Here is a 21015-nt window from a genome sequence, read left to right on the forward strand (position 1 = left end):
CCGGCGCCGGGCCTCTTGATTACGCCGAACCGGAACGCGCTTGCTGTGATCTAACTCACGCGAACCGTTTGCTTGAGATTTTAGTCATCTACGCTGACAAACTCGTCCGCGCCATCAGCCCAGCAGGCAACCGGAGCGTTCCCGCCATGTCCGACGGTTTCCCCAAGGTGCCCGCCCAGGCGTCACCTCCCGAGTCCGTGACCGCGTCCGCGACCACGTCTGTGACCGCGACCGCCTCGTACGCCCGCATCTACGAGGAACAGCAGCCGCGCCTGGTCGCCTACGCGCGCTCGCTCACCCGGAACAACTCCTGGGCCGCCGAGGACGTCGTCGCCGAGGCGCACTTCCGTGTCTGGCGGCGGCTGTCGGAGGGGCACGAGATCGAGAACGTGCCGGCGTACCTGATGACGACGGTGCGACACCTCGCGGCGACGGCCGCGGGCGAGCGTGAGACCCCGCACGACCCCCGGACCGCCGCCGAGCGGACGGAGATCGCCGTCCACGCCGAGGACCCGGCCGACCCGGCCGAACAGGTCTCCTCCGTCGACCTGTTGGTGCGGGTGCTGGGCCAGCTCCCGGAGCGCTGGGTGCAGGCCCTGTGGCTCGCGGAGGCCGAGGGGCAGCCGCTGGAGACGGTCGGACAGCGCATCGGCGCCAAGCAGGGCGCGACGGCCGTACTCCTTCACCGGGCCCGCGAGGGCATGCGCCAGGCCTTCCTGCGCTCCCAGACCGGCGCGCCCGACGACCCCGCCTGCGAGGTCCACTGGGTGCGCATGCCGGCGTACGTGCGCGGCAACGCGACCCCGCGCCAGTCGGAACGCCTGCTCGCTCACGTGGACGCCTGCGACGACTGCCGCGGCCGGCTCGCGGTACTGATGCGCGCCAACGACCGTCTGCCCGCACTGGTCGGACCGGCCCTGCTGGTCTTCGCCGTCGGCGGCGCGGGCAAGTTCCTGCTGTCCTTCGCGGCGGGCGCTGCCGGATCCGTCGGCGCCACGGCCGCCCTCAGCGGCCAGATCGGCGGCGCGCTGCACTCGGCCCGCCAGGCGGTGACCGGCGGAGCGGGCGGTGCGAAGGTGCCGACGGCGATCGCCGCGGGGGCGACGGTCGCCGGCGCGGCCCTCGCGATGATGATCGCGCTGGGCGTGAACGACCCTTCTCCCGCACCGCTTTCACCACGGGTGCCGCTCGCGGAGACGCCGGTGGCCGCACGCCCGTCGGAGGGTCCTGCCGAGGCGGCTCAGGCGCCGGGGAAGCCGGGAGGCGTGGCCGCGGTGGCGTCCCGGGCGGGTGGTGGGGGTGCGGCGGCTTTGGCTGCTGGTGGTTCGGACTCTGGCTCTGGCTCGGGTTCGGGTTCGGGTTCGGATACGGCGGTGAGGGGGCCGGTGGCTGCGGTTGGGCCGGTGGCCGATGAGCCGGTTGCCGAGGTGCCGGTGGCCGAAGCGCCCGTGGCCGAGGAGCCGGTTGCCGAGGTGCCGGTGGTCGATGAGCCGGTTGCCGAGGAGCCCTCGGGCGAGGTGCCCGGCCCCGAGGTGCCCGAGGTCGACGAACCCGCACCGCCGCACGCCGAGCCGACGCCCGAGCCTCCGCCGGCCGACCCGCCGACGCCCGCGCCGGCCGATCCGGTGGGGGAGCAGCCGGGGAAGCCGGCTCCGGAGGAGCCCGGGCACGAGGAGCCGTACCCGAACGACCCGGGGGCGGAGAACCCCTCAACTCCCGTGGAGCCGGGACCGGTTGAGGAGACGCCGGAGGCGCCGCAGAACCCGGAGGCGCCGGAGACGCCGGAGGTGCCGCAGGCACCGCAGACTCCGGAAGCGCCGGAGACCCCCGAGGCGCCTGAAGCCCCGCAGAACCCGGACCACCCCACCCCGCCGGAAACGACCGACCCCGGCCCCACCCCCACGCCTGCCCCCGCCCCGCAGCCAACCCCGGTGGACCCCGGGAACGACTGCGACGACTGACGACGACCCCGCGGGCCGGGCGGGGCGGGAAATTCACCCGCCCGGCCCTCCCCCCGCCGCGCACGCCTGACGTACGCCGTTGTGACTCACGTCACCGATTCCGCGCGCAAAGAAAGCGGATGCTGCCCCAGCGTCACTGGCATGCTCATGCATGACTACTGGGGGGTAACCACCGTCTGCGCACAGCGCCGGAACGGCCGTACCGACATGCCGCGAAAACCGACCATCGGCATGCCCTGACACGCCCGTCTGCCGCCGCACGCCGCAGCACGCCCGCTCCTCACCCGTCACCTCCTGCAGCGCACCCCCATACATCGCTCCCGAGGACAACGCGTGCACAGACCCAGGCTCAACCGACATGCCTTCCTGCCGGCAGTCACCCTCGCGGCCCTGCTGACCACAGGCTGCGCCACCAGCACCCCGCCCACCGCCACCGGAACACCGGCCACAAGGGCGGCCGAGACCCCCGCGGCCGCCGCGGGCCAGGAACAACTCGCCGTCGTCTCGCCCCCGTCCGGTACGGCCGCCCCCACCGCGGTGGCCGACGCGGGCGAGGGAGGCGCGGCGAAGAAGTCCTCCCTCAAGGTCGCCTCGTACGACCGAAAGAGCGGACGTGCCGTCATAAAGGCGCCCTCGGCCGCGAAACCGCCCACCACCCCACCGGCGACTCCCTCGGCCGGCCCTCCCACCAGCCCCGCACCCAGCTCCTCGTCCAGTTCCTCGCCCAGCCCCGCACCGGACCCCGCGAAGCGCCCCGCCCCGGTCGCCGTCGGCGACATCATCGCCAGCGCACCCGCCCCCGGTGCCCCCGACGGCGTACTGGCCGAGGTCACGCAGGTGGTCGGCGCGACGGAGGACGGCGATACGACCGTCAATACCGAACCGGCGAAGCTCAACTCCGTACTCGGCGAGAGCAAGGCCGAGGGCACGGTCCCGGTGGACCCGTCGGCCATGCGGGTCGAACCGCTCGTCCAGGGCGTGAAGGTCTCCTGGGCCAAGACGGGTGACCTCCGCTTCGGCCCCGAGGGCGCGAAACTCCCGCTCGGCAGCCTGCGTATCGACGTGGGCGCGGCGATCGCCACGGCCGAGGGCGCCCCCGCGTCGGCATCCGCGTCCGTGGAGGGCTTCGTCCAGCTCGCTCCCGAGGTCGCGTTCTCGTACGATGGCTCCGGCACCGGCACCGGTGCCTCGCCCGGCGGCGCCTTCCTGGGTCTGTCCGGTGACTGGGCCTCCCAGTGGTCACTCAAGGGCCGCGCGGCCGGCTCGACCGGCGCACAGCCCATCCGCATCCCGTTCGCCGAGCTCCACTCCGACCCGGTGATCCAGGTCGGCCCCGTCCCCGTGGTCGTCAATCTGGACCTGACCTGCTACATCCAGGTGAACGCGGACGGCCGGGTCACCGTCGACGTCGAACAGGACCTCAAGGGCGACTTCCGCGTCGGCGGCACCTTCTCCTGGGCCAAGGGCTGGACCCCGGTCAGCGAGTCCGACATGACCGGCGAGCCCCTGAAGGCCCGCGTCACGGCGGCCGGAGACGTCAAGGCGGCCCTGGGTGCCGAGGCAACCGTGGGCCTCTACGGCACGGTGGGCGTCACCGCCGACCTCGCCCCCTACGTCCGCGCCCACGCCGACGCATCGGCCGAGGGCTCCGCCGACGGCACGGGAACAGCGGCAGGCACCTACGCCCTCTACGGCGGAGTCGACCTGACCGGCTCCCTCCAGCTCCAACTGACCATCTTCGGCACGCCCGTCCTCCAGAAGAGGATTCCGCTGGGGGCCCTGCACCGTGAGTGGCTGCTGACGCAGGGCGGGGGAGCGGTGACGGCGCCGCCGCCGACGCGGCCGAAGACGACCGGCTGACTCCGGTACGCCCCGACCCGCCCCGCCCAGCACAGGCGGACCGACCGCGGGCCGCGCCGAGACAGGCTCTCGACGCGGCCCGCGTTTCCTGCCCTACGCCCCGTCGGCCGACAGCGCGCCTTCACTCACTCGAACCGGAGTCCGAGTTCGAGTTCGAGCTCGACCCTCGCCCCGAACGCCCCGACTTCCGCACCAACTCGCCGACCGCCAGGGTCACGGCGGCCACACCGCGCACCCAGCGCGGGCCGCCCCGAGACGCCCACACGACGCAGACACACCCTCCGACGACGAGCACGAGAACGCCGACCAAGACGAGCACGATCACGCTCATCCCCCTTCTCCTCAAGTGGTCCGCGCAATCCTTCCAGCCGAGGGAACAGCCCTTCGAACCGGATCCGTCCGAAGGGGAGTCCTGGAGATGCGGCCATAAGGGTGTCGGGGCGTCAGGTGGTGGCCCATCAGGTTGCGGGCCCCATCAGGTTTTGGCCCGTCAGGTGCTGGGACATCAGCTTTTGAGCCGTCAGCCTTCTGGAACGTCAGGGATGCTGAGGCATACGCCTGAACGTCAGGGACGCTGAGGCATACGCCAGTACTGCCGCTTCTTCTCATCCCGTACGACGACCCCGAGCCTCAGCAGCTCCCGGCGCAGCTCCCGGGCGTCCTCGGCGCTCTCGTCCTTCTCCCGAGCCGCCGCACGGGCCCTGAGCAGCGCGTCCGCCCCTTCGGGCAGACCGGGCACACCGGGAACCCAGCGCCTGAACTCCTCCCGGTGCGGATCCTCGTCAGCCCACCGGTAACCACGCTCGGCGAAGGCGTCGGCAAGCCGCCGCCAGGGCAGGTCACAGTCCTCCCGCGCGATCTCCATGCCGTCAGGACCGAGCAGCACGAGCTGCTTCCCGTCCCGCACCACCAGGCCGACCTCGTCGCAACCGAACTCCTGCGACGAGTCCCTGACCGTGAGGACCACCCGGCCACGGGAGACGCTGACCGCCAGCGACTCATGCACCACGATGAGCCCGACGACCAGCCCCAGCAGCGCCCCCACACCCACGCCACCGATGGTGCGCCCTGGCTCAGGAACGGAACTGAGCAGCTCGGCCGGCCCCTCCAAGGGCGCCCAGGGCAGCGTCACGAGCCAGTCCGCGAGCAGAGGCGCCAACCAGCCGACGACGACCCCGCACCCCACCCAGAAGAGCACAAGAACCCAGGCCGACTCCGCGATCACGACGCTGCCGTCGTCACCGCTCTCGCCGTCGCCATTGCCCTCGACATCGAGTCCCGGCGCGTCGGCCGACGCACCGCCCCTCTTCGAAAGATCCCCCGTACCCCTCATGTCCCCCACGCCTACGACTTAGCTTCCGGCTTCCGGCTCTCGATTGCCGATTGCCGATTTCCAGTTTCCGACTTCCCCGACGACGTACATCCGGGCCGACGACCGCGACCCAGCGCCAAGTCTGGAGACCGGCCCCTGCCCCCGCCATCGGCCGATGGTCTACTACCCCTGCAACTTTGGTCGTGAAGACAGGGCTCGGCGCCCGAGCCGGAGACCCGGGCGCCGAGACCCATATCGGCGAGCTACGTAACACAACTCCTGTTGATCAGTGGTGTCCGCAGCTGGAGCCCTGGTGGAAGCTTTGCCCACCAGCGCTGCCCTCACCGTTGAGCGCATTGCCCAGCAGACCGTTGGCAATCCCGATGTTGTTGAGGAGAGCGAGGTTCAGGTCGTGGGACTTGCAGCCCCCATGGCCGCCCATCGGCTGGGCTGCGGCGGAGCCGGTGGCTATGAGGCTGAGACCACCGAGCATGGCGGCCGCGACAGCGGCCCTCTGAAGCTTGCGCATTTCTCCTCCTTAGTTGAGTGGAGCGCGATCCATAAAAGATCCACTTCGCGCTCATTTCGGAGGCTAATCCGATATCTCCCGCACCGCTCATCGGGGCCGCCATCCGGGGCGATGGGCCGAACCGGTTACGGCGCTTCTCCCGCGACGGCCACGGCCCGGAAATCGCGCCGCCACCCGTGCGGAACGAATCCCAGACCGGACCCTTCGTCAACACCGTTACCTGAGCGCAGCATCACACCGGCCTTACCCAGGCCGCCCCGCTCGCCCTCCGAACCGCCGGCACGCCGGAGGGCGCCACCAACTCCAACCGAGCCACCCTCATAAACCAGGAATGCCCCCTGAGCGGCGCGGAGTTGAATCCCACAGGAATTGAGCTTCCGCTTCTACTCCTGCTGCAATAGCCGCCGTTGGCTGAGACGACCCCTAAGTCTGCTCCCGTCCCACGGGTCACGGATTCCCCTCCAAGCCCCGTTTCCGTTGACGGTCAACCGGGTCAAGTCTTCACGCGCCATCGTTCCCGCAGCCCGCTGGGGCTGTGATGGATCACGGTGGAGGACGCCTCCATGCCCAACGCTTGGCCGGTTGCTAGACAGGCACGGGACAATCCAAACAGCGCAAAGATCGAGCAGCGCTGCTTGAGGTGATGGTGCCTCCCCTGAACTCAGTGAAGTGGCCGCTGTCGTTGCGGTACACGATGCCTATCCCGTGTTCAGCGAGCAGGTCACGGAGGTCCTCGCGTGGGAGTGCTGGTGAGAGCACCATGAGGTGGAGGGGCTGATCGTGTGTGAGGCTTCTCAAGTGCCTCCGTGCAAGAAGCAGTTGAGCGAGGGCTTGAGTGATCGATTCGCTTGCCGCGCTGCCCGTCGGCTCGTATACCGTGTTGTTGCCTCGGTCGTAGAGGTCCAACATGAGTCGCGAGCTTGAGTTCCGCATCGACAGCTCCAGTTGGCCGATCGTTTCTCCAGCGGCGACCTTGCGCTCCTCGAAGTCGTCGGCCAAGTCATCGCGGGCTGCTTCCACATGGTCGACGTCGGTTTGCCGCTGGAGGTGGCGCTTCTGGCGTCGGATGGCCCGAGCGAAGCGGCCGGCGGTCGGATTGAACCGAGACCGGGAATCTGGGGCCAGCTGAAGGGTGTCGGAAGCCTCCCGGACGTATGGACCGATGGGACGCAGTCGGAAGACAATGACGTTTCGGTCGTTGCCTCGTTCGTCCTTGGCTTCTCGGGTCTCGAACGGCTTGCGCTCGTCGACCTTGAACTGTCCTATATATTTGTGCGTTCGCGTGTCAGTTCCTGGAACCTTACCTACGGCGATAAATAAGTGTAAAGCGCGCCCCTTTTCTGCGTGCTTCAAGATCGAGGCGTTCCCGCCATCGAGGGTTTGGTCCCCCTGCTTCCCCGCTCCGGTGTAGGTGAATATGGGACCCAAGTCGTCGTCCTCGGAGAGCCATCCGTCGCGATACCCGTAGCGCTTACCAATCTCGCCGTCGGAGAAGATGAGGACGTTCCGTTTCTCCACTGCTGGACAGATTCCGGCGTAGCCGCTGCCACCGAGTACGGGATGGATCTGCTTACGCGTGAGGATGTCGCCAGGTTGGAACCTGGAGGGGGATGTCGTCATGAGTCGAGGTTAGTGCGTTCAGTGTTGGTGGAGTGCGGCAGGTGATGTGGGTTGCCTGGGGGCCGTTGTGGCAGCGCCAGTCTCAGGCGAGGATGGTGTGATGAGTGAGGTGACGGGGACGCTCATCACGGGTGTTATTGCTTTCGCGGCTGCAGTCATCGGGGCTGTGATCGCCGGTAGGTACGCCAAGAGTGGAGCGGAAGCCGGCGGACGTAAGGCAGTTGAGGCAGCGCTAGCGCAAGTGCATGGCCAGGCTGCAGCGGAGCACTGGCAGTGGGTGCGCAGTCAGCGACATCAGTCTTTTGCTGCTCTCTTTGCGGCTTTTGCCGCTCTCGATGAAGCGCTCGCACGCATCGCTCCCGAGGTGCGGCACGGAGTTGCGCTTGACGAGGAAGCAAGGCGTGAGTTGGGGGAGCGTGCGCTCGATTTGCAGGCAAAAACCAGCCAATTGGCGCTTTGGGGTCCGATTGAGGCGAATGGGTTGGCCTACGAGGTTGCGGAGAAGTCGATAGCGGCTGTGAGCTCTTTGCTGCAGGTGGAGCGCGTAAGTTCCACAGGGGTGACCCCAGCTTGGTCCGGATTTGACCGGGCTAGAGGAGAGATGGCGCAGGCCCATGCCACCTTCCTCCAAAGAGCGGGAGAAATCGTCCGTGATCCGCGGCAGCCAGTCAGCTAGTGGACTCTTGGTTGTCTGATGACAGGGACCGCACGAAGCTCTGCCATGCAGCGGTGCTCAACATGAGCTGCGGGCCTGAGGCGACCTTGGAGTCGCGTACCGCGATTGCCCCGGCGAATGCGGCGAGCTCCAAGCACTCGCCCCCCATGCCGTTGCTGTAGCTGCTCTTGCGCCAGGGGATGCTCGACGGCGGCATCATCGGGAGTTCTCCTCCAAGAGTCTGGTGATCAGCAAGGCCGAGCGTTGAGGGCTCAGCGCCAAGGCCCTGAGATGGTCGAACGCCTTCGTGTAGAGGGCCACGTCCTTGGGCTCTTCGAGGTACACCGAATCGGTAAGCCCTTCTCGGTACACCAGATCTGGGTCCTCCTGCTCTGGGAAGCCGAGGACCGTGAACGACCCGGTGGTTGGATAGGCGCCCGCGTCGAACGGCAGGACCTGGACGGTCACGTTCTTCAGCTTCTGGATTTCCAGCATACGTTCGAGTTGCCGGGCCATGACCTGGCGGCTGCCGATCGTGTGCAACAGAGCACTCTGGTGGACAACTGCCCACAAGTCGGGTGCACTGTCGCTGATGAGTAGTTCCTGGCGCCGCATCCGGACGTCGACCATGCGGTGAATGTCCTCGGGAGTGTGGTCAACCCATGCCCGACTCAGTTCGGCGGCGTACTCAGGTGTTTGCAGCAGGCCTGGGATGAACTCGGCTTGATAGGTGCGCAGGTCGGAAACTGCCTGTTCGAGGCCGACATACACCGAGAACCAAGCAGGGATCGCGTCGCCGTGCGCGTGCCACCACCCCTTCGTCTTTGACTCCTTGGCCAGCTCCTTTAGGAGGCCACGCAGGTCATCGGGAGTCGCGTAGAGACGGCAGAGGGCGTCGACGTCTGAGGGCTGGACGCGCCCTTGCCCTGTCTCCATGCGGCTGACTTTGGAACTGCTCCAGTCCAGCTGCTTGCCCACTTGGCTGCACGTCAGACGGCTCTCTTCACGCAGACGCTTGAGCTCGATCGCAAGACGGCGACGTCGAGCTGTGGGAGATCCGGCCATGTCAACTCCTCCTGGGCTAGCGGATGTTCCATCCCATCGGAAGGGGTCCGAAAGGCCAATCACCCTATAGGGGGAATCTCTTTATGCATGTTGCACGGCGGGACATGCACTGCAACTCTCTCACTAAGAGTCATCACTGCATGCACGGTGTGCAACGAAGTCTGTGAAAGGCGGTCGGCGATGATCTACGTGAGCGGTTGCGTCGGGCGGGAGCCCTGGGTGCAACAGTTCATTGCTCAGGCGAGTGAACTCTCCCAGTTGAGGCGGACGCTGAAGCTCCGGCTCATCCTTTGGGGGCTGCACGAGCATGTTGATGTGGCGCAGATTTGCCTATCGGAGCTGGCAACCAACGTCATCCAGCATGTAGGTCAGGGAACCCCCGCCACGCTGCGCCTAGCGCTCAGCGGGCCGTATCTACGCCTGGAAGTTGAGGACCCAGATGCGAGGGCGTTGCCTACCTTGCTCGCTGTAAGTAGTGCGGTGGAGTCGGGTCGAGGAATGGCACTCGTCGATGCCCTGTCCGACCACAGGTGGGGCGTGGTGCCGCGAGGGGATTCCAAGGTGGTGTGGTGTGAGCTTGCTGTCGACGCCTCCTCTGCCAGCGGTCACGCAAATGGCCCCCGTGTCAGGCGGGCCGAGGCCATTCTTGACCTGTACGGATCGTGGCGACTCCCGCGCGGTGGACCCGTGCCCGGCGAGGGCAGTGTGCTGACCAAGGCCGTGGCGGAAGAGGCTGCCATCGGGGTCATGGCCGACATGCTGCACTGGTTGCGTGCACACGGCTTTGACCCCGATGACGTACTCGACCGGGCGCAGTCTCACTTCGAGGCTGAGATCGGCGAGGTTGTCTGAGCGTTGGGCCTGCTAACCCGCAGCAATGGCCGAGTACGACCACACATCCGCTGGCAGCTCGTAATGGAGTCGCCAGGTGATAGCCATGGGCTTACTCCCCTCGTGCTGGACATAGGTAGCCGGGCCGAGCAACATCCAGGGTTGGGCCTTGCCTATGTCGGTGTCCTTGTAGCGCCGCATGAACAGCAGTACGTGGCTTCCGCGTTGGGCGTGCTGCTGGTATCGCAGGCCTGTGCGCGAGGTGTCTGCGGTTGTGCTCTGCGACTCCCAGTGGAAGAGAGACGGGGTCAACGCGTAGTCCTTGTACCGGACAGTGGGGGAGAAGTCCTTCTCGTTCTTCTCGAGAGTGATCAGCAGTGCATCCGTCTGGTTCGACTCGTCCCACAAGACACCCTGTGCAAAGGAACCAGGCATCTGACCGCCGAGGCGGGCGACGCCAAGCGCGGCCAGGATCTCCGAGCGGTTGTACGCGCTGTGGATTTTCAAGGGGATGTGTGCGTGCGGGCCTTCCAAAGGAATGGGGAAGTGGTCGGCCTGCCCCATCACGTGGTCGAGTACCTGCCGAAGTTCGCTACGGAGGGATCGCTGCTCACGGAGTGATTCAAGCCCCTGCACGTAGGAGTTGAATCCACCAGCCTTGTCCCAAAGGTTGAAGAAGAGCATGCGCGCGTAGGCTTGGTCTCGTGCATTCAGCGACTCATAGCTTGGTGCGTCATCGCTCAACAGGCGGGTATATGCCTCAGCACGTTCACGGTCATCGACGTGCAGGAAAGCGTGCACACGCTTCAGTAGATCTTCCTCGCCAGGCTGTTCAGGCAGGACGGCCAGGCCGGCTCGGCGTAGCACAGACGTCCACGAGTTGCTTGACTTGTACAACTCCCTGATTTCGCGACGACTCTCCCTGAGATAGTCCGCAAGGAGAGGCGTGTCGAAGGCTCTAACTTCCTTAGCGAGGGTTTGGACGGTCGCTTTGAGCTGGGTGCGAATGTTGCCCAGAACCAGTTCCTTGGACTTGCCTTCCAGGATGATCTGGCAGCCGGACGGGAGCAGAGGGAAGTCGTGCTCAGCGTGCTCAAGTAGCCGGTTACGCGACAGGTTGGTCATCGCGCGAAACTGCTCCTCGAAGCGGAACTCGGCACGATGCTGCCCGATGAAGTCGAGCACAGTGAGCACGGGCTTGTTCGGTGTGCGGCGCAGGCCTCGACCGAGTTGCTGAAGGAAGACGGTGGCACTGCTCGTTGGGCGCAGGAGAAGCAGCGTATCGACGTCAGGGATGTCCAAGCCCTCGTTGAAGAGGTCTACGGAGAAGATGACTTGGATCTCTCCGGCCTTGAGCTGAGACAGAACTTGGTCGCGGACTTCGGGCTTCGACGCGCTGTCCAGGGCCGCAGCTTTGAAGCCTGCATCTTGGAAGCACTTCGCCATGAAGTGAGCGTGCTTCCTGCTGACGCAGAAGCCGAGAGCTCGCATGCTCATCGGGTCGGACACTTTGTCCCGTACCTGCTTGATGACGATACGGGCCCGCGCGTGGTCGGCGGAGAACAAGTCGCCAAGTTGGCCCTGGTCGTATGCACCAGATCGCCAGTTGAGACGGGTTAGGTCCGTGCCGTCGGGCACTCCGAAGTAGTGGAATGGGCAGAGGAGGTTGTTGTCGAGGGCCTCCCATAGCCGCATCTCGGCGGCAATCCGTCCCTCAAAGAAGGTGTCTTGGACGTTGAGGCCGTCGGCACGTTCGGGGGTGGCGGTCAGGCCGAGGAGCTGTTTCGGCCTGAAGTGGTTGAGAACGCGGCGATACGTCGTCGCCGTTGCGTGATGGAACTCGTCGATGACGATGATGTCGAAGTGTTCCGGGGCGAACTGGTCGAGGCGTTGGTCGGTGAGCGATTGGACGCTCGCGAAGACGTGCTTCCAGTCGCGCGGCAGCTCGCCGCTGAAGAGCGCTTCGCCGAAGGATGCGTCATCGAGTACTTCGCGGTACATGCGCAGCGACTGCTTCAGGATCTCTTTGCGGTGCGCCACAAAGAGAAGCCGCGGATACTGCTTGCCGTCCCACTCCTTGTGCAGATTGCGGTAGTCAAGGGCGGCCATAACTGTCTTGCCCGTACCGGTTGCGGCAACTAGCAAGTTGTGTCGGTGACCGTGAACCTCACGCGCGACACGCAGCCGCTCCAGCATGTCGGCCTGGTGTGGGTGGGGCCGAACTTCGAGTCCAGAGAGACTGATTTTGGAGTCTTGGCTGGTCGGCGCCCCGCCTGCCAGGAGCAGAGCTTCGTCCAACTTGTGGGCGTCGAGATCCGGGTTGTAGGTCTCAAAAGCGATGTCGTTCCAATACGCGTCGAAGGTGGCCTCGAACTTGTTGAGCACAGCCGGAGTGGCCACTGACGATAGGCGAACGTTCCACTCCAGGCCGTCGAGCAATGCGGCCTTCGAGAGGTTGGAGCTGCCGACATACGCCGTATCGAAGCCGCTCTTGCGGCGGAACAGCCAGGCCTTTGCATGAAGGCGTGTCGAACGGATCTCGTAGTTGACCTTCACCTCAGCACCGAAGTCGCGGACGAGTCGGTCGAGTGCATGTCGGTCGGTTGCCCCGATGTAAGTGGTTGTGATGACTCGGATGGGGACACCGCGTGCCGCGGCAGCGCGCAGCGAGTCTTCGAGCACTCGAAGGCCGTACCACTTCACGAAGGCGCAGATCAGGTCAATGCGGTCAGCAGTTGCTAGCTCAGCGCGCAGCTCGCTGCCGAGGTTCGGATCCTCGGGGGAGTTCGTGATGAGCGCGGTCTCCGATAGCGGCGTGAGTGGGCGTATCGCGTAGACCCCGGGAGCCTCTTTCTCGGCCAAGGCGAGGAGTTGGCGAGGTCCATCGGCGATGAGCTCGACCCCATCGCTGCTTCCGAGGCCGGCGGGGTCGGATGCGAGTGCCCCGATGATCTGGTTGGCTACGGCGACGCGCTGGTCAGGCGGCAGCTGACTGAGTCGTCGACTTACGGCCTGGCTGATGTGCCGGGCGAGTACATGGGGGGACGATTCCTCGCTGACCTCGTCATCGATGGCTTTCCAACCTGCTGCGTTCAACTGCTCCATCTGTTCATGCATGCTCTGGGTAACGAGTTCTTCGTAAACACCCGCGACAGGCTGCGACAGATCCCTCGGCTGAGCCACGCTGATTTCCCCAATCCCCGCACAGCAATGGCTCTGTTGTAGCAGGTGACGCTGACACCCATGGACGGCTTGGGTTTCTCTGTAGGTGCTGTGGGGGCCGCCCGCTTCTTTGGCCAGTGTCGTGCCTCCGCGAGCCGCTTCAAGGGCGCTTCACTCCGCTGCGCTGCGTTCCGCGTCGGCTGCGCTGATGGCCCTAGATCGGGGATGAGGACGGGCCCGCCGAGCTCAAGGGATACGGGCCCATCTGCGCCTCGCAGGCCCGGGCGCTTGCCTTCGCGCCGGGTACCGTCTGGCGGCGGTTGCTCACCGCGCCCGAGACCGGGCTCCTCGTCAAGACCGACCCCACGACCTACCGGCCCACCGCCGAGACCGAGCGTCATGTGATCGCCCGCGATCAGTACTGCGCCTTCCCCAGCTGCCGGATGCCCGCGCACCGTTGCGACCTTGACCATGTGCGGCCGTTCAACCATCGGCATCCGGAGCGGGGCGGGCAGACGGTGCCGGACAACCTGCAGCCGCTGTGCCGTCGGCATCATCGGCTCAAGACCCACCATCCTGGGTGGAAGGTCACCCGGGATGCGCACACAGGGTCCACGACCTGGACCGCGCCCACGGGGCATGCGTACATCAACGCCCCACCCGTCTATCGGGAGTGAGCAGGTAACCGTGCGGTGCGAGTGAGTGAGCTCAGCCGCTTGTCGCTCGGGGCGAGCCGGCGGAATCTGGCTGCATCGGACCTGCACCAGGGCCGGGCGCCCTGACAGATGTCAGGTACCCGGGGCCGCTCCCGTGTCCTTCACTGAGGTCAGCACAGGCAAACCGCAACCTCTCGGGGGCAGGAAAATGATCCGCAGTAAGAAGATGTTCGCCGCAGGTCTGGCCACCACCGTCTCGGCGGTGGCCCTGTCCGTCGGCGCCATGGCCGCCCCGGCGTCGGCCGCGGGCTCGGTCGACTGCCGTGGCGCGGTCCACGGTGTCGACACGGACCGGGGCATCGCCAGCTGCACGAACAACAGCGACCGCACCATCCGGTTCCGCGCCGAGGTCGTCTGCGGCCGGGCCCCCGACGTCTCCGGTGACTGGGTGACCCTGAACCCGGGCCAGTATGGCCAGTCCTCCGCCACCTGCGCCTGGTACAGCACGGGTGTCGGCAGCGTCGGCTGGACCATCGAGTAGTACCCGGTCGAACGGGGGAAGGGGCGGCGGCCGGATGCTCTCAGGAGTACGGCCGCCGCCCCACGGGCTCAGGCCGTTTCCTTCGGATCATCTGATCGTTGGTTTGACTGTGCGGCTGACTGACGCCCAGTGGGCGCGGATCGAATCGCTGTTACCCGATCATCCGCCTGAGGAAGTGGGCGCCCGACGGCACCACTGAGAAGGCCTTCACAGCGCACATCGCGGGCATCTTCATCTGGTCCGCTCGGTGATCCAGAGGGGCCTAGCCCAGTCCTAGCCCTGCTGTTCCACCCCGTGGCAGGCGCCGTACGGCTGTCCCGAACCGCACCAGCAAACCGCACCCCGCTGCGGAGGCCACCCCACAGCCCGCCCCCGCGCCGCCAACGTCGTCGCATACTGCGGCAGCAACGTCGCGTCCCCCGGCGAAGCCCCCTCCGACGCCGCGAACGCCTCGTACGACGGCACCGTCCCCGTCACGATCCCCAGGTTCGGGGTGCCGGAGGCGGAGAGCTCCCGTAGTGACGCCTCTATCGTCGCGAGGTGCTCCTCATGCGAGGGGTACTCCTCGGCCAGGGTCGGGTACGCCTCGACCAGTTCCTCCAGTTCCGCGACCGTCCAGTGCAGCACCGCCACCGGGAACGGGCGGGACAGTGCCTCCCGGTACGCGCCCAGTTCGGCCCGTAGCCGTGAGATCTCCGCCTCCAGTTCCGCCGGGTTGTCCGAGCCCAGGGACCAGACGCGCTTGGGGTCGTGGAGTTCGTCCAGGGAGATCGGCATGGAGTGGAGGGTGTCGGCCAGGGTGTCCAAGTCGTCGTGGGGCAGGCCCAGCATCCGGCGGACCCTGTGGCGGCCGAAGAGGAGGGGGTGCGTGGAGTACGGCGGCTCCGGCACGTCCGTCAGGAGGAGGCGGGCTCCTTCGGTGAACGTCTCCTGCGCCTGCTCCAGCTCGTCGTGCGACTCCAGGGCCTCCGCGACGATCACCCATGGCGCCGGGTCTCGCGGGGAGGCGGATCGGACGCCTTCGATGATCGCCCTCGCCTCCGCCTCGTGGCCGTACTCCCAGAGGTTCGACGCCTTCAGGGCTCGTACCAGGTGGGGGTTCTCCAGCCCATCGGCGGACGACAGCAGGCTGTCGTAGAGCGCGGTCGCGGCGGGGCGGTCGCCGGACAGTTCCAGGTGGGCCGCGGCCTGGAGGAGAAGGGCCTCGGCGTCCTCGGGGTAGCGGCCGGCGGTTCGCTCCAGGCGTGCCGCTTCGGCGGGGTGGTCGACGTTTTCGGCAGGCGTGTCGGGGCGCATGGGGGACACCGTACTGCCCACGGCTGACGGAGGAGAGAAGAGAGGGGAGATGAGGGTGCAGATATTGCCTGGTCGAAGACGTGGCCGGCGGAGGGTGTCGTGGTTGTGCCGTGCTGGTGGCGTGGTTGTGCCGTTGTGTCCTTCAGGTCTTCGCCAGGCACAGCAGCACCAGGAACGGCACCGGGACGAGGGTCGCCGCGGCCGGCCATCTGCCGGGGCGGTCCTCGCCGCGGCGGCGTGGGCCCAGGACGTCCACCGCCAGCAGGGCGAGGAGGAGCAGCATGCCCGTCAGCGCCAGCAGGAACATCATCACCGGCGCGTGATCGAGGGTGTGGTAGTCGCAGTTCGACAGTGCGGGGTCGGGTGCGAAGGCGTCGCAGGGCGACGGGAGGTAGTCCGTCAGCAGCCAGTACGTGAGGTAGAGCGGGATGATCGCGGGCACGCCGAGGGCCAGGTTGGCCAGCGCGGGCGCCAGCAGGCCGGGGCGGCGCCCGCGCTCCTCTGCCTCTCCCTCTTGCCCTTGACTGCCCTCATCCCTCGTCGGTTCTCCGGCTGCCTTCGTCACGTGACCCACGACGTCCCGCACGCCCCGACGGTTGCGTCACGCCCCAGGCGTCAGATCACCACCCCGTCGATCTGCAACGTCTGTACGGACTGCGCCGCGAACGGCACCGCCACCGACTTCCCGCTCAGGAACGTGTTCGAGTACGACCGGTATTGGTCGCCGCCCGTCGTCGCCGTGTTCCAGCGCGGGACCAGGCCGCCCGAGCCGCCGGAGACCGTCGTGAAGCGCGACAGGTCGAAGGTGAGGGTCTGGGCGGATGTGGAGGTGTTCACCGCGACGATCACCAGGCGGCGGGCCGACGCGTCGTAGGCCGCCGCCGCGTAGCTCACGCCCGTGTCGAGGATGCGCATGCCGGGGCGGATGTGACGGCTGAACTGGGCCATCACGTAGTACTTGGTCTGGACGGTCGTCGGCTGGAGGGTGTTCGCGTCGTACGCGATCATCGCCCAGCCCGTCGTCGGGTCCATGACCTGCCAGTAGCACCAGGCCGTCGGGTGCAGCCAGCGGAAGTCGTAGCAGAGGTTGGAGGCCAGGGTGAGGCCGGTGCCGTCGCCGTCGCCCGTCTCCGAGTTCCACAGCTTCTTGCCGGACGTCGTCACCACGTCCGTGTAGAGCAGGTCGCGGCGGCCGCCCGAGCCCTGGTAGCCGTGCACGTTGACCTGGCTGACCAGGGCCTTTGTGGAGGAGTTGAAGGAGGACCACGTCGAGCGGGCCGTGTCGTAGTTCGTCTCGTCCGATGCCGAGATCCGTACCGACGTCAGGCCCCGCTTGTCCAACTCGCTGCGCATGTAGGGGAGGACGGCCGCCTGGACCGCCGGGTCCATGTGGCAGCCCTCCTGGGTGCCGGTGGCGGTCCACCAGGTGGAGGCCGGCTCGTTGAAGGGGTCGACCGTCGCGAAGTTCACGCCCCAGTTGTTCTTGGCGTACAGGGCTGTGGCCGCCAGGTGGGAGGCGTGCTGGCGGTAGTTCCAGGTCTGGAGGTTGTTGCCGCCGCCGGCCGCGCCGGACGGGTTGTGGTTGGAACACATCCACCACATGGGGGAGTTGGCGAAGAGCTCGGTCGTCGCGCCCCGCTGCGTCGCCTTCTGCAGCATCGCGCGCTGGTTGGCGTCCGCCGTCCAGTCCCAGGCCGAGGAGGTGGGGTCCTCGTTGTTCCAGTCCTGCCAGAAGCCCTCGATCTGCTTGAAGGCGGGGAGGTTCGGCGACTCGACCATCGATTCGCCGTTCACGCTGTTCCAGCTGGACGCGCCGAGGTTGTAGCGGGCGATGTTGAGGCCGAGGCCGGGGAGGGTCGTGCCGTTGTAGGTCACCGAGTTGGTGGTGAAGAAGAGGTCGGCGAAGTCGTTCCGGTTGCCGAAGACGTTGGCCCACCAGGCCAGGGAGGTGCCCCAGCCCTCCCAGGTGCCGTACGACGTGCCGGGGTTGACGGCGATCGTCGCGTCCGCGTGTGCGGTGCCCGTCGCCAGGGCGCTGCCGAGGAGGGCGCCGCCTGTCGCCGCCAGCAGAGTTCTGCGTCGCATCATGACTTCTCCGCTTCGTTCAACGGCCGGTGTCGGCGGTGTCGTCGTCGAACCGGCTCCGTGGCCTGGCCCGTTGGATGCCGACAGGAAGCATCGGGTGTGGCGTGTGGGGTTGTCGAGGGTTCCGACAGCCCTTTCTCAAACCTGTGGAGGAAGTGTTCGGGGTGCCGGACGGCGGACGGTTCCGACGGGCCGCGCACGCATGGGTCACGCATGGGTCTGGAGACCTCGCGGGGACGCCTTTATCGTGCGGGCGGCCCCGGTGGAGGAGGCGCACGGATGGTGCGGGTTCGCGTCGTGCAGCACAGCGGGCTTCGGCGGCGTGCCCTGCGGCGGCGGGTGCTGTGGGGCGGCGGGGAGGTGCTCGTCACCGTCGGGGTCGTGCTTCTGCTGCTGGTCGTTCATCAGGTGTGGTGGACCAACCGGGAGGCCAGGGAGGGCGCCGAGCGGGAGGTCCGGGCGCTGGAGCGGGCGTGGGACGGGGGAGGCGGTGACTCCCGTACGGCCGTACCGGCGGCGACGGCCACGCCCGGGGCCGGATCCGGGGCCGGGTCCTCCGACTCCGACTCCGCGTCCGAGCCCGAGCCCCCGTCCACCGGTTCCCCCGAGCGGTCTGCCCCCTCCCCGGACTGGTCCCAGGCCTACGCCATCCTCACCATCCCCCGCCTCCATCTCCGCGTCCCCGTCGCCGAGGGCGTCGGCAAGGGCGGCGTCCTCGACAAGGGCTACGTAGGCCACTACCCCGGTACCGGGCAGCCGGGCCAGGCGGGCAACTTCGCCCTCGCCGGGCACCGCAACACCCACGGTGAGCCCTTCCGGTACATCAACCGGCTCGAACCCGAGGACACCGTCCGGGTCGAGACGCGGAGCGCGACATTCACGTACGCCGTCGACCGGACCCTGCCGCAGACCTCCGCCCGTGACGGCAGCGTCATCGCGCCGATCCCGCACTCCACCGTCAAGCCGGGCCACGGCTACACGGAACCCGGCTACTACCTCACGCTCACCACCTGCACGCCGGAGTACACGTCAAAGTACCGACTGGTGGTGTGGGGCAAGCTTGTCTCCATGCGGCCCCGGTAACATCAGGACGAGCGACGCGCGCCGTGAACATCAGAACGAGCGCCGTGCACGGTGAACGAGCCGTATGAGCCAAGCCGTACAAGCCGTACGAGGGGAGGGGGGCCGATGATGCGGAGTCGGGCGAGTCTGCGTCCCACCGCCGCGCTGGTGCTGCTCTTCCTCGAGGTCGTGCTGCTCGACACCGGCAGCCTCTCCGCGACCGTCGCGCTCGCCGCGACCGCCGCCGCGAGTTCCGCGTTCGCCGTCTGCTCCCTGCTCGCCTCGCGTGCCGCGCCCGCCGTGGCGCCGACCCGGGTGCGTACGGCCATCCGCGACCGGGCCCGCCGTACCGCCTTCCTGTCTCAACGCGACCCTGACGCCTCGGGCCGGCCACGGCCCAGGGCACCCGGGCACGCCCTCCCGGCGACCGTCGCGTAGGGCACACGCGGGAAACAGCGAACAGCTCACACGTGTGACCCCGTGCGGGTCGTCATGCCGCCATGCCGATTCCCGGCATTTCCCTCATCACTCCGGCACGACGAGACCCTCGGAGGGCTCACCCATGTCCGTTTTCGCCGACCTTGTTCAGCGGCTGGCCGACCTGCTCGACCCGCTGTTCGGCGCCTCCGCGGCGGCCGCCGCGATCGTCCTGTTCACCGCGCTCGTACGGCTGCTCGTGCATCCTCTGTCCCGGGCCGCCGCGCGCGGGCAGAAGGCGCGGGCCGAGTTGCAGCCGAAGATCGCCGAGCTGCGCAAGAAGCACGCGAAGAACCCCGAGCGGCTCCAGAAGGCCGTCATGGAGCTGCACACCAAGGAGAAGGTGTCGCCGCTGTCCGGGTGCCTGCCCAGCCTGTTCCAGCTGCCCGCGTTCTTCCTCCTCTACCACCTGTTCTCGAACACGACGATCGGCGGGAAGGCGAACGAGCTGCTGTCCCACCAGCTCTTCGCCGCGCCCCTCGGCGACCGCTGGGCGGATGCGCTCGGCGGGGGTGGCGCGTTCGGGGGCGCGGGGCTTGTGTACGTCGGGCTGTTCGCGGTCGTGACCTGCGTCGCCGCGTTCAACTATCGCCGTACGAAGCGGATGATGGCCGCGAATCCGGCTGTGCCGGTGGCCGACGCCGAGGCGGTGCCGGGGATGGGGGCCGTGGGAGCCATGACCAAGGTCATGCCGTTCATGTCCTTCTTCACGCTCTTCACCGTGGCCGTGGTGCCGCTGGCCGCCGCGCTGTACGTCGTCACCAGCACGACCTGGAGCGCGGTGGAGCGGGCCGTGCTCTATCGCTGACCCGGGAGCAGGGGCCTTCGGGGGAGCAGGCTCCATCGGAGGGAGTGGCCCTTCGGGGGAGCGGGCTCCATCGGAGGGAGCGGCCCTTCGGAGGAGCGGGCTCCCCCGGACTTACGGTCCAGTACGTGAACCGGGTATTGCGGACTGGCCGTGGACCTTGGAGGATCGACCAGTCCTCCGATGGCTGCACACATCGGCGGGCGCCCCGCGATCGAGGGAGATTGTGATCATGAAGCTGCTGCGAGTCGGTACGGCGGGAGCGGAGACGCCCGCGCTCCTCGACGCCGAGGGGGTTCTGCGGGACCTTTCCGGTGTCGTCCCGGACATCGACGGAGCGCTGCTCGCCGACGACGCGGCGCTGGGGCGGATTCGTGCGGCCGCGGACGCCGGGGAGCTGCCCGCGCTGGACGCCGCCGGGCTGCGCGTAGGACCGCCCCTCGCGCGGATCGGCAAGATCGTGTGCATCGGGCTGAACTACCACGACCACGCCCGCGAGACCGGCGCCGAGCCGCCCGCCGAGCCCGTCATCTTCTTCAAGGCCGCGGACACGGTCGTCGGGCCGAACGACACGGTGCTGGTGCCCCGGCGGTCGGTGAAGACCGACTGGGAGGTCGAGCTCGCGGTCGTCATCGGGCGTACGGCCCGGTATGTGGAGTCGGCCGAGGAGGCGCTCGCGCATGTCGCCGGGTACGCGGTGGCGCACGACGTGTCCGAGCGGGAGTTCCAGATCGAGCGGGGCGGGACCTGGGACAAGGGCAAGAACTGCGAGACGTTCAATCCGCTGGGGCCCTGGCTGGTGACGGCGGACGAGGTGGCGGACCCGCAGAACCTCTCCCTGAAGCTGTGGGTCAACGGCGAGCTGAAGCAGGACGGGACGACGGCGGAGCAGATCTTTCCGGTGGCGGAGGTCGTGCGGTACGTCAGCCAGTTCATGACGCTGTATCCCGGTGACGTGATCAATACGGGTACGCCGGCGGGGGTGGCTCTGGGGCAGCCTGAGCCGAAGCCGTTCCTGCGGGGCGGGGATGTTGTCGAGCTGGAGATCGAGGGGCTTGGTCGGCAGCGGCAGGAGTTCAAAGACGCCTGAGGGGCGGG

20 protein-coding genes are annotated in these 21015 nt (G+C 67.6%); 10 read left to right on the forward strand and 10 right to left on the reverse strand.

What is annotated here, in order from left to right; translation table 11 throughout:
- Positions 1–146: 146 nt before the first annotated feature.
- Together ABD932_RS36980 and ABD932_RS36985 are read left to right on the forward strand one after the other, a co-directional pair.
- A complete protein-coding gene (locus tag ABD932_RS36980) occupies positions 147–1961 on the forward strand; it encodes a sigma-70 family RNA polymerase sigma factor (RefSeq protein ID WP_345019925.1) in 1815 nt (604 codons plus the stop codon).
- A gap of 333 nt (positions 1962–2294) precedes the next feature.
- Positions 2295–3821, forward strand: a complete 1527-nt coding sequence (locus ABD932_RS36985) for a hypothetical protein (RefSeq protein WP_345019927.1) — start codon at positions 2295–2297, stop codon at positions 3819–3821.
- A 121-nt stretch (positions 3822–3942) separates the two neighbouring features.
- Here ABD932_RS36985 and ABD932_RS36990 read toward each other — a convergent pair whose 3' ends face one another.
- From ABD932_RS36990 to ABD932_RS37005, 4 genes are all read right to left on the reverse strand, one after another.
- On the reverse strand, positions 3943–4152 hold the full coding sequence (locus ABD932_RS36990; protein ID WP_345019929.1) for a hypothetical protein: 210 nt from the start codon (positions 4150–4152) through the stop codon (positions 3943–3945).
- 234 nt (positions 4153–4386) lie between these two features.
- The gene (locus ABD932_RS36995) at positions 4387–5154 is read right to left on the reverse strand and encodes a YqeB family protein (RefSeq protein WP_345020014.1); all 768 of its coding nucleotides are present in this window, start codon (positions 5152–5154) and stop codon (positions 4387–4389) included.
- A 265-nt stretch (positions 5155–5419) separates the two neighbouring features.
- Complete coding sequence (locus ABD932_RS37000) at positions 5420–5662, reverse strand: hypothetical protein (RefSeq protein ID WP_345019931.1); 243 nt, start codon at positions 5660–5662, stop codon at positions 5420–5422.
- Between the two features lie 585 nt (positions 5663–6247).
- Complete coding sequence (locus tag ABD932_RS37005) at positions 6248–7282, reverse strand: SRA domain-containing endonuclease (RefSeq protein WP_345019933.1); 1035 nt, start codon at positions 7280–7282, stop codon at positions 6248–6250.
- 100 nt (positions 7283–7382) lie between these two features.
- Here ABD932_RS37005 and ABD932_RS37010 point away from each other — a divergent pair, with 100 nt between their 5' ends.
- Positions 7383–7958 (forward strand): hypothetical protein, encoded by a 576-nt coding sequence (locus tag ABD932_RS37010; RefSeq protein ID WP_345019935.1) that lies wholly within the window; start codon positions 7383–7385, stop codon positions 7956–7958.
- Here the strand turns inward: ABD932_RS37010 and ABD932_RS37015 are convergent.
- Both ABD932_RS37015 and ABD932_RS37020 read right to left on the reverse strand, forming a co-directional pair.
- Positions 7951–8157 carry a DUF397 domain-containing protein gene (locus ABD932_RS37015; RefSeq protein ID WP_345019937.1) on the reverse strand — a complete coding sequence of 69 codons (207 nt, stop codon included), beginning with the start codon at positions 8155–8157 and terminating at the stop codon, positions 7951–7953. The genes ABD932_RS37010 and ABD932_RS37015 overlap by 8 nt on opposite strands.
- Complete coding sequence (locus tag ABD932_RS37020) at positions 8154–9002, reverse strand: helix-turn-helix domain-containing protein (protein ID WP_345019940.1); 849 nt, start codon at positions 9000–9002, stop codon at positions 8154–8156. The genes ABD932_RS37015 and ABD932_RS37020 overlap by 4 nt, the downstream gene beginning before the upstream one ends.
- A gap of 180 nt (positions 9003–9182) precedes the next feature.
- On the opposite strand from ABD932_RS37020, the gene ABD932_RS37025 reads away from it, so the two are divergent.
- The gene (locus ABD932_RS37025) at positions 9183–9854 is read left to right on the forward strand and encodes an ATP-binding protein (RefSeq protein WP_345019941.1); all 672 of its coding nucleotides are present in this window, start codon (positions 9183–9185) and stop codon (positions 9852–9854) included.
- A 12-nt stretch (positions 9855–9866) separates the two neighbouring features.
- Here ABD932_RS37025 and ABD932_RS37030 read toward each other — a convergent pair whose 3' ends face one another.
- Positions 9867–12950 (reverse strand): DEAD/DEAH box helicase, encoded by a 3084-nt coding sequence (locus ABD932_RS37030; RefSeq protein ID WP_345020016.1) that lies wholly within the window; start codon positions 12948–12950, stop codon positions 9867–9869.
- A gap of 365 nt (positions 12951–13315) precedes the next feature.
- Between ABD932_RS37030 and ABD932_RS37035 the strand changes: the two genes are divergently transcribed.
- Together ABD932_RS37035 and ABD932_RS37040 are read left to right on the forward strand one after the other, a co-directional pair.
- Positions 13316–13672 carry an HNH endonuclease signature motif containing protein gene (locus ABD932_RS37035; protein WP_345019943.1) on the forward strand — a complete coding sequence of 119 codons (357 nt, stop codon included), beginning with the start codon at positions 13316–13318 and terminating at the stop codon, positions 13670–13672.
- 187 nt (positions 13673–13859) lie between these two features.
- Positions 13860–14192: a hypothetical protein gene (locus tag ABD932_RS37040; protein ID WP_345019945.1), complete on the forward strand. Its 333-nt coding sequence runs from the start codon at positions 13860–13862 to the stop codon at positions 14190–14192.
- Between the two features lie 273 nt (positions 14193–14465).
- Here the strand turns inward: ABD932_RS37040 and ABD932_RS37045 are convergent, their stop codons facing one another.
- From ABD932_RS37045 to ABD932_RS37055, 3 genes are all read right to left on the reverse strand, one after another.
- Positions 14466–15488: an SEC-C domain-containing protein gene (locus tag ABD932_RS37045; RefSeq protein WP_345019946.1), complete on the reverse strand. Its 1023-nt coding sequence runs from the start codon at positions 15486–15488 to the stop codon at positions 14466–14468.
- A gap of 142 nt (positions 15489–15630) precedes the next feature.
- Positions 15631–16053 carry a hypothetical protein gene (locus ABD932_RS37050; protein ID WP_345019948.1) on the reverse strand — a complete coding sequence of 141 codons (423 nt, stop codon included), beginning with the start codon at positions 16051–16053 and terminating at the stop codon, positions 15631–15633.
- Between the two features lie 50 nt (positions 16054–16103).
- Positions 16104–17576 (reverse strand): glycoside hydrolase, encoded by a 1473-nt coding sequence (locus ABD932_RS37055; RefSeq protein WP_345019950.1) that lies wholly within the window; start codon positions 17574–17576, stop codon positions 16104–16106.
- A 276-nt stretch (positions 17577–17852) separates the two neighbouring features.
- Here ABD932_RS37055 and ABD932_RS37060 point away from each other — a divergent pair, with 276 nt between their 5' ends.
- From ABD932_RS37060 to ABD932_RS37075, 4 genes are all read left to right on the forward strand, one after another.
- Positions 17853–18656: a class E sortase gene (locus tag ABD932_RS37060; RefSeq protein ID WP_345019951.1), complete on the forward strand. Its 804-nt coding sequence runs from the start codon at positions 17853–17855 to the stop codon at positions 18654–18656.
- A gap of 105 nt (positions 18657–18761) precedes the next feature.
- Positions 18762–19073, forward strand: coding sequence for a DUF6412 domain-containing protein (locus tag ABD932_RS37065; RefSeq protein ID WP_345019953.1), 312 nt, complete (start codon positions 18762–18764; stop codon positions 19071–19073).
- A 124-nt stretch (positions 19074–19197) separates the two neighbouring features.
- The gene (locus ABD932_RS37070) at positions 19198–19920 is read left to right on the forward strand and encodes a YidC/Oxa1 family membrane protein insertase (RefSeq protein ID WP_345019954.1); all 723 of its coding nucleotides are present in this window, start codon (positions 19198–19200) and stop codon (positions 19918–19920) included.
- Positions 19921–20149: 229 nt separating this feature from the next.
- On the forward strand, positions 20150–21007 hold the full coding sequence (locus tag ABD932_RS37075) for a fumarylacetoacetate hydrolase family protein (protein WP_345019955.1): 858 nt from the start codon (positions 20150–20152) through the stop codon (positions 21005–21007).
- Positions 21008–21015: the final 8 nt, after the last annotated feature.

It is taken from the genome of Streptomyces shaanxiensis, from assembly GCF_039537145.1.
Classification (GTDB): domain Bacteria; phylum Actinomycetota; class Actinomycetes; order Streptomycetales; family Streptomycetaceae; genus Streptomyces; species Streptomyces shaanxiensis.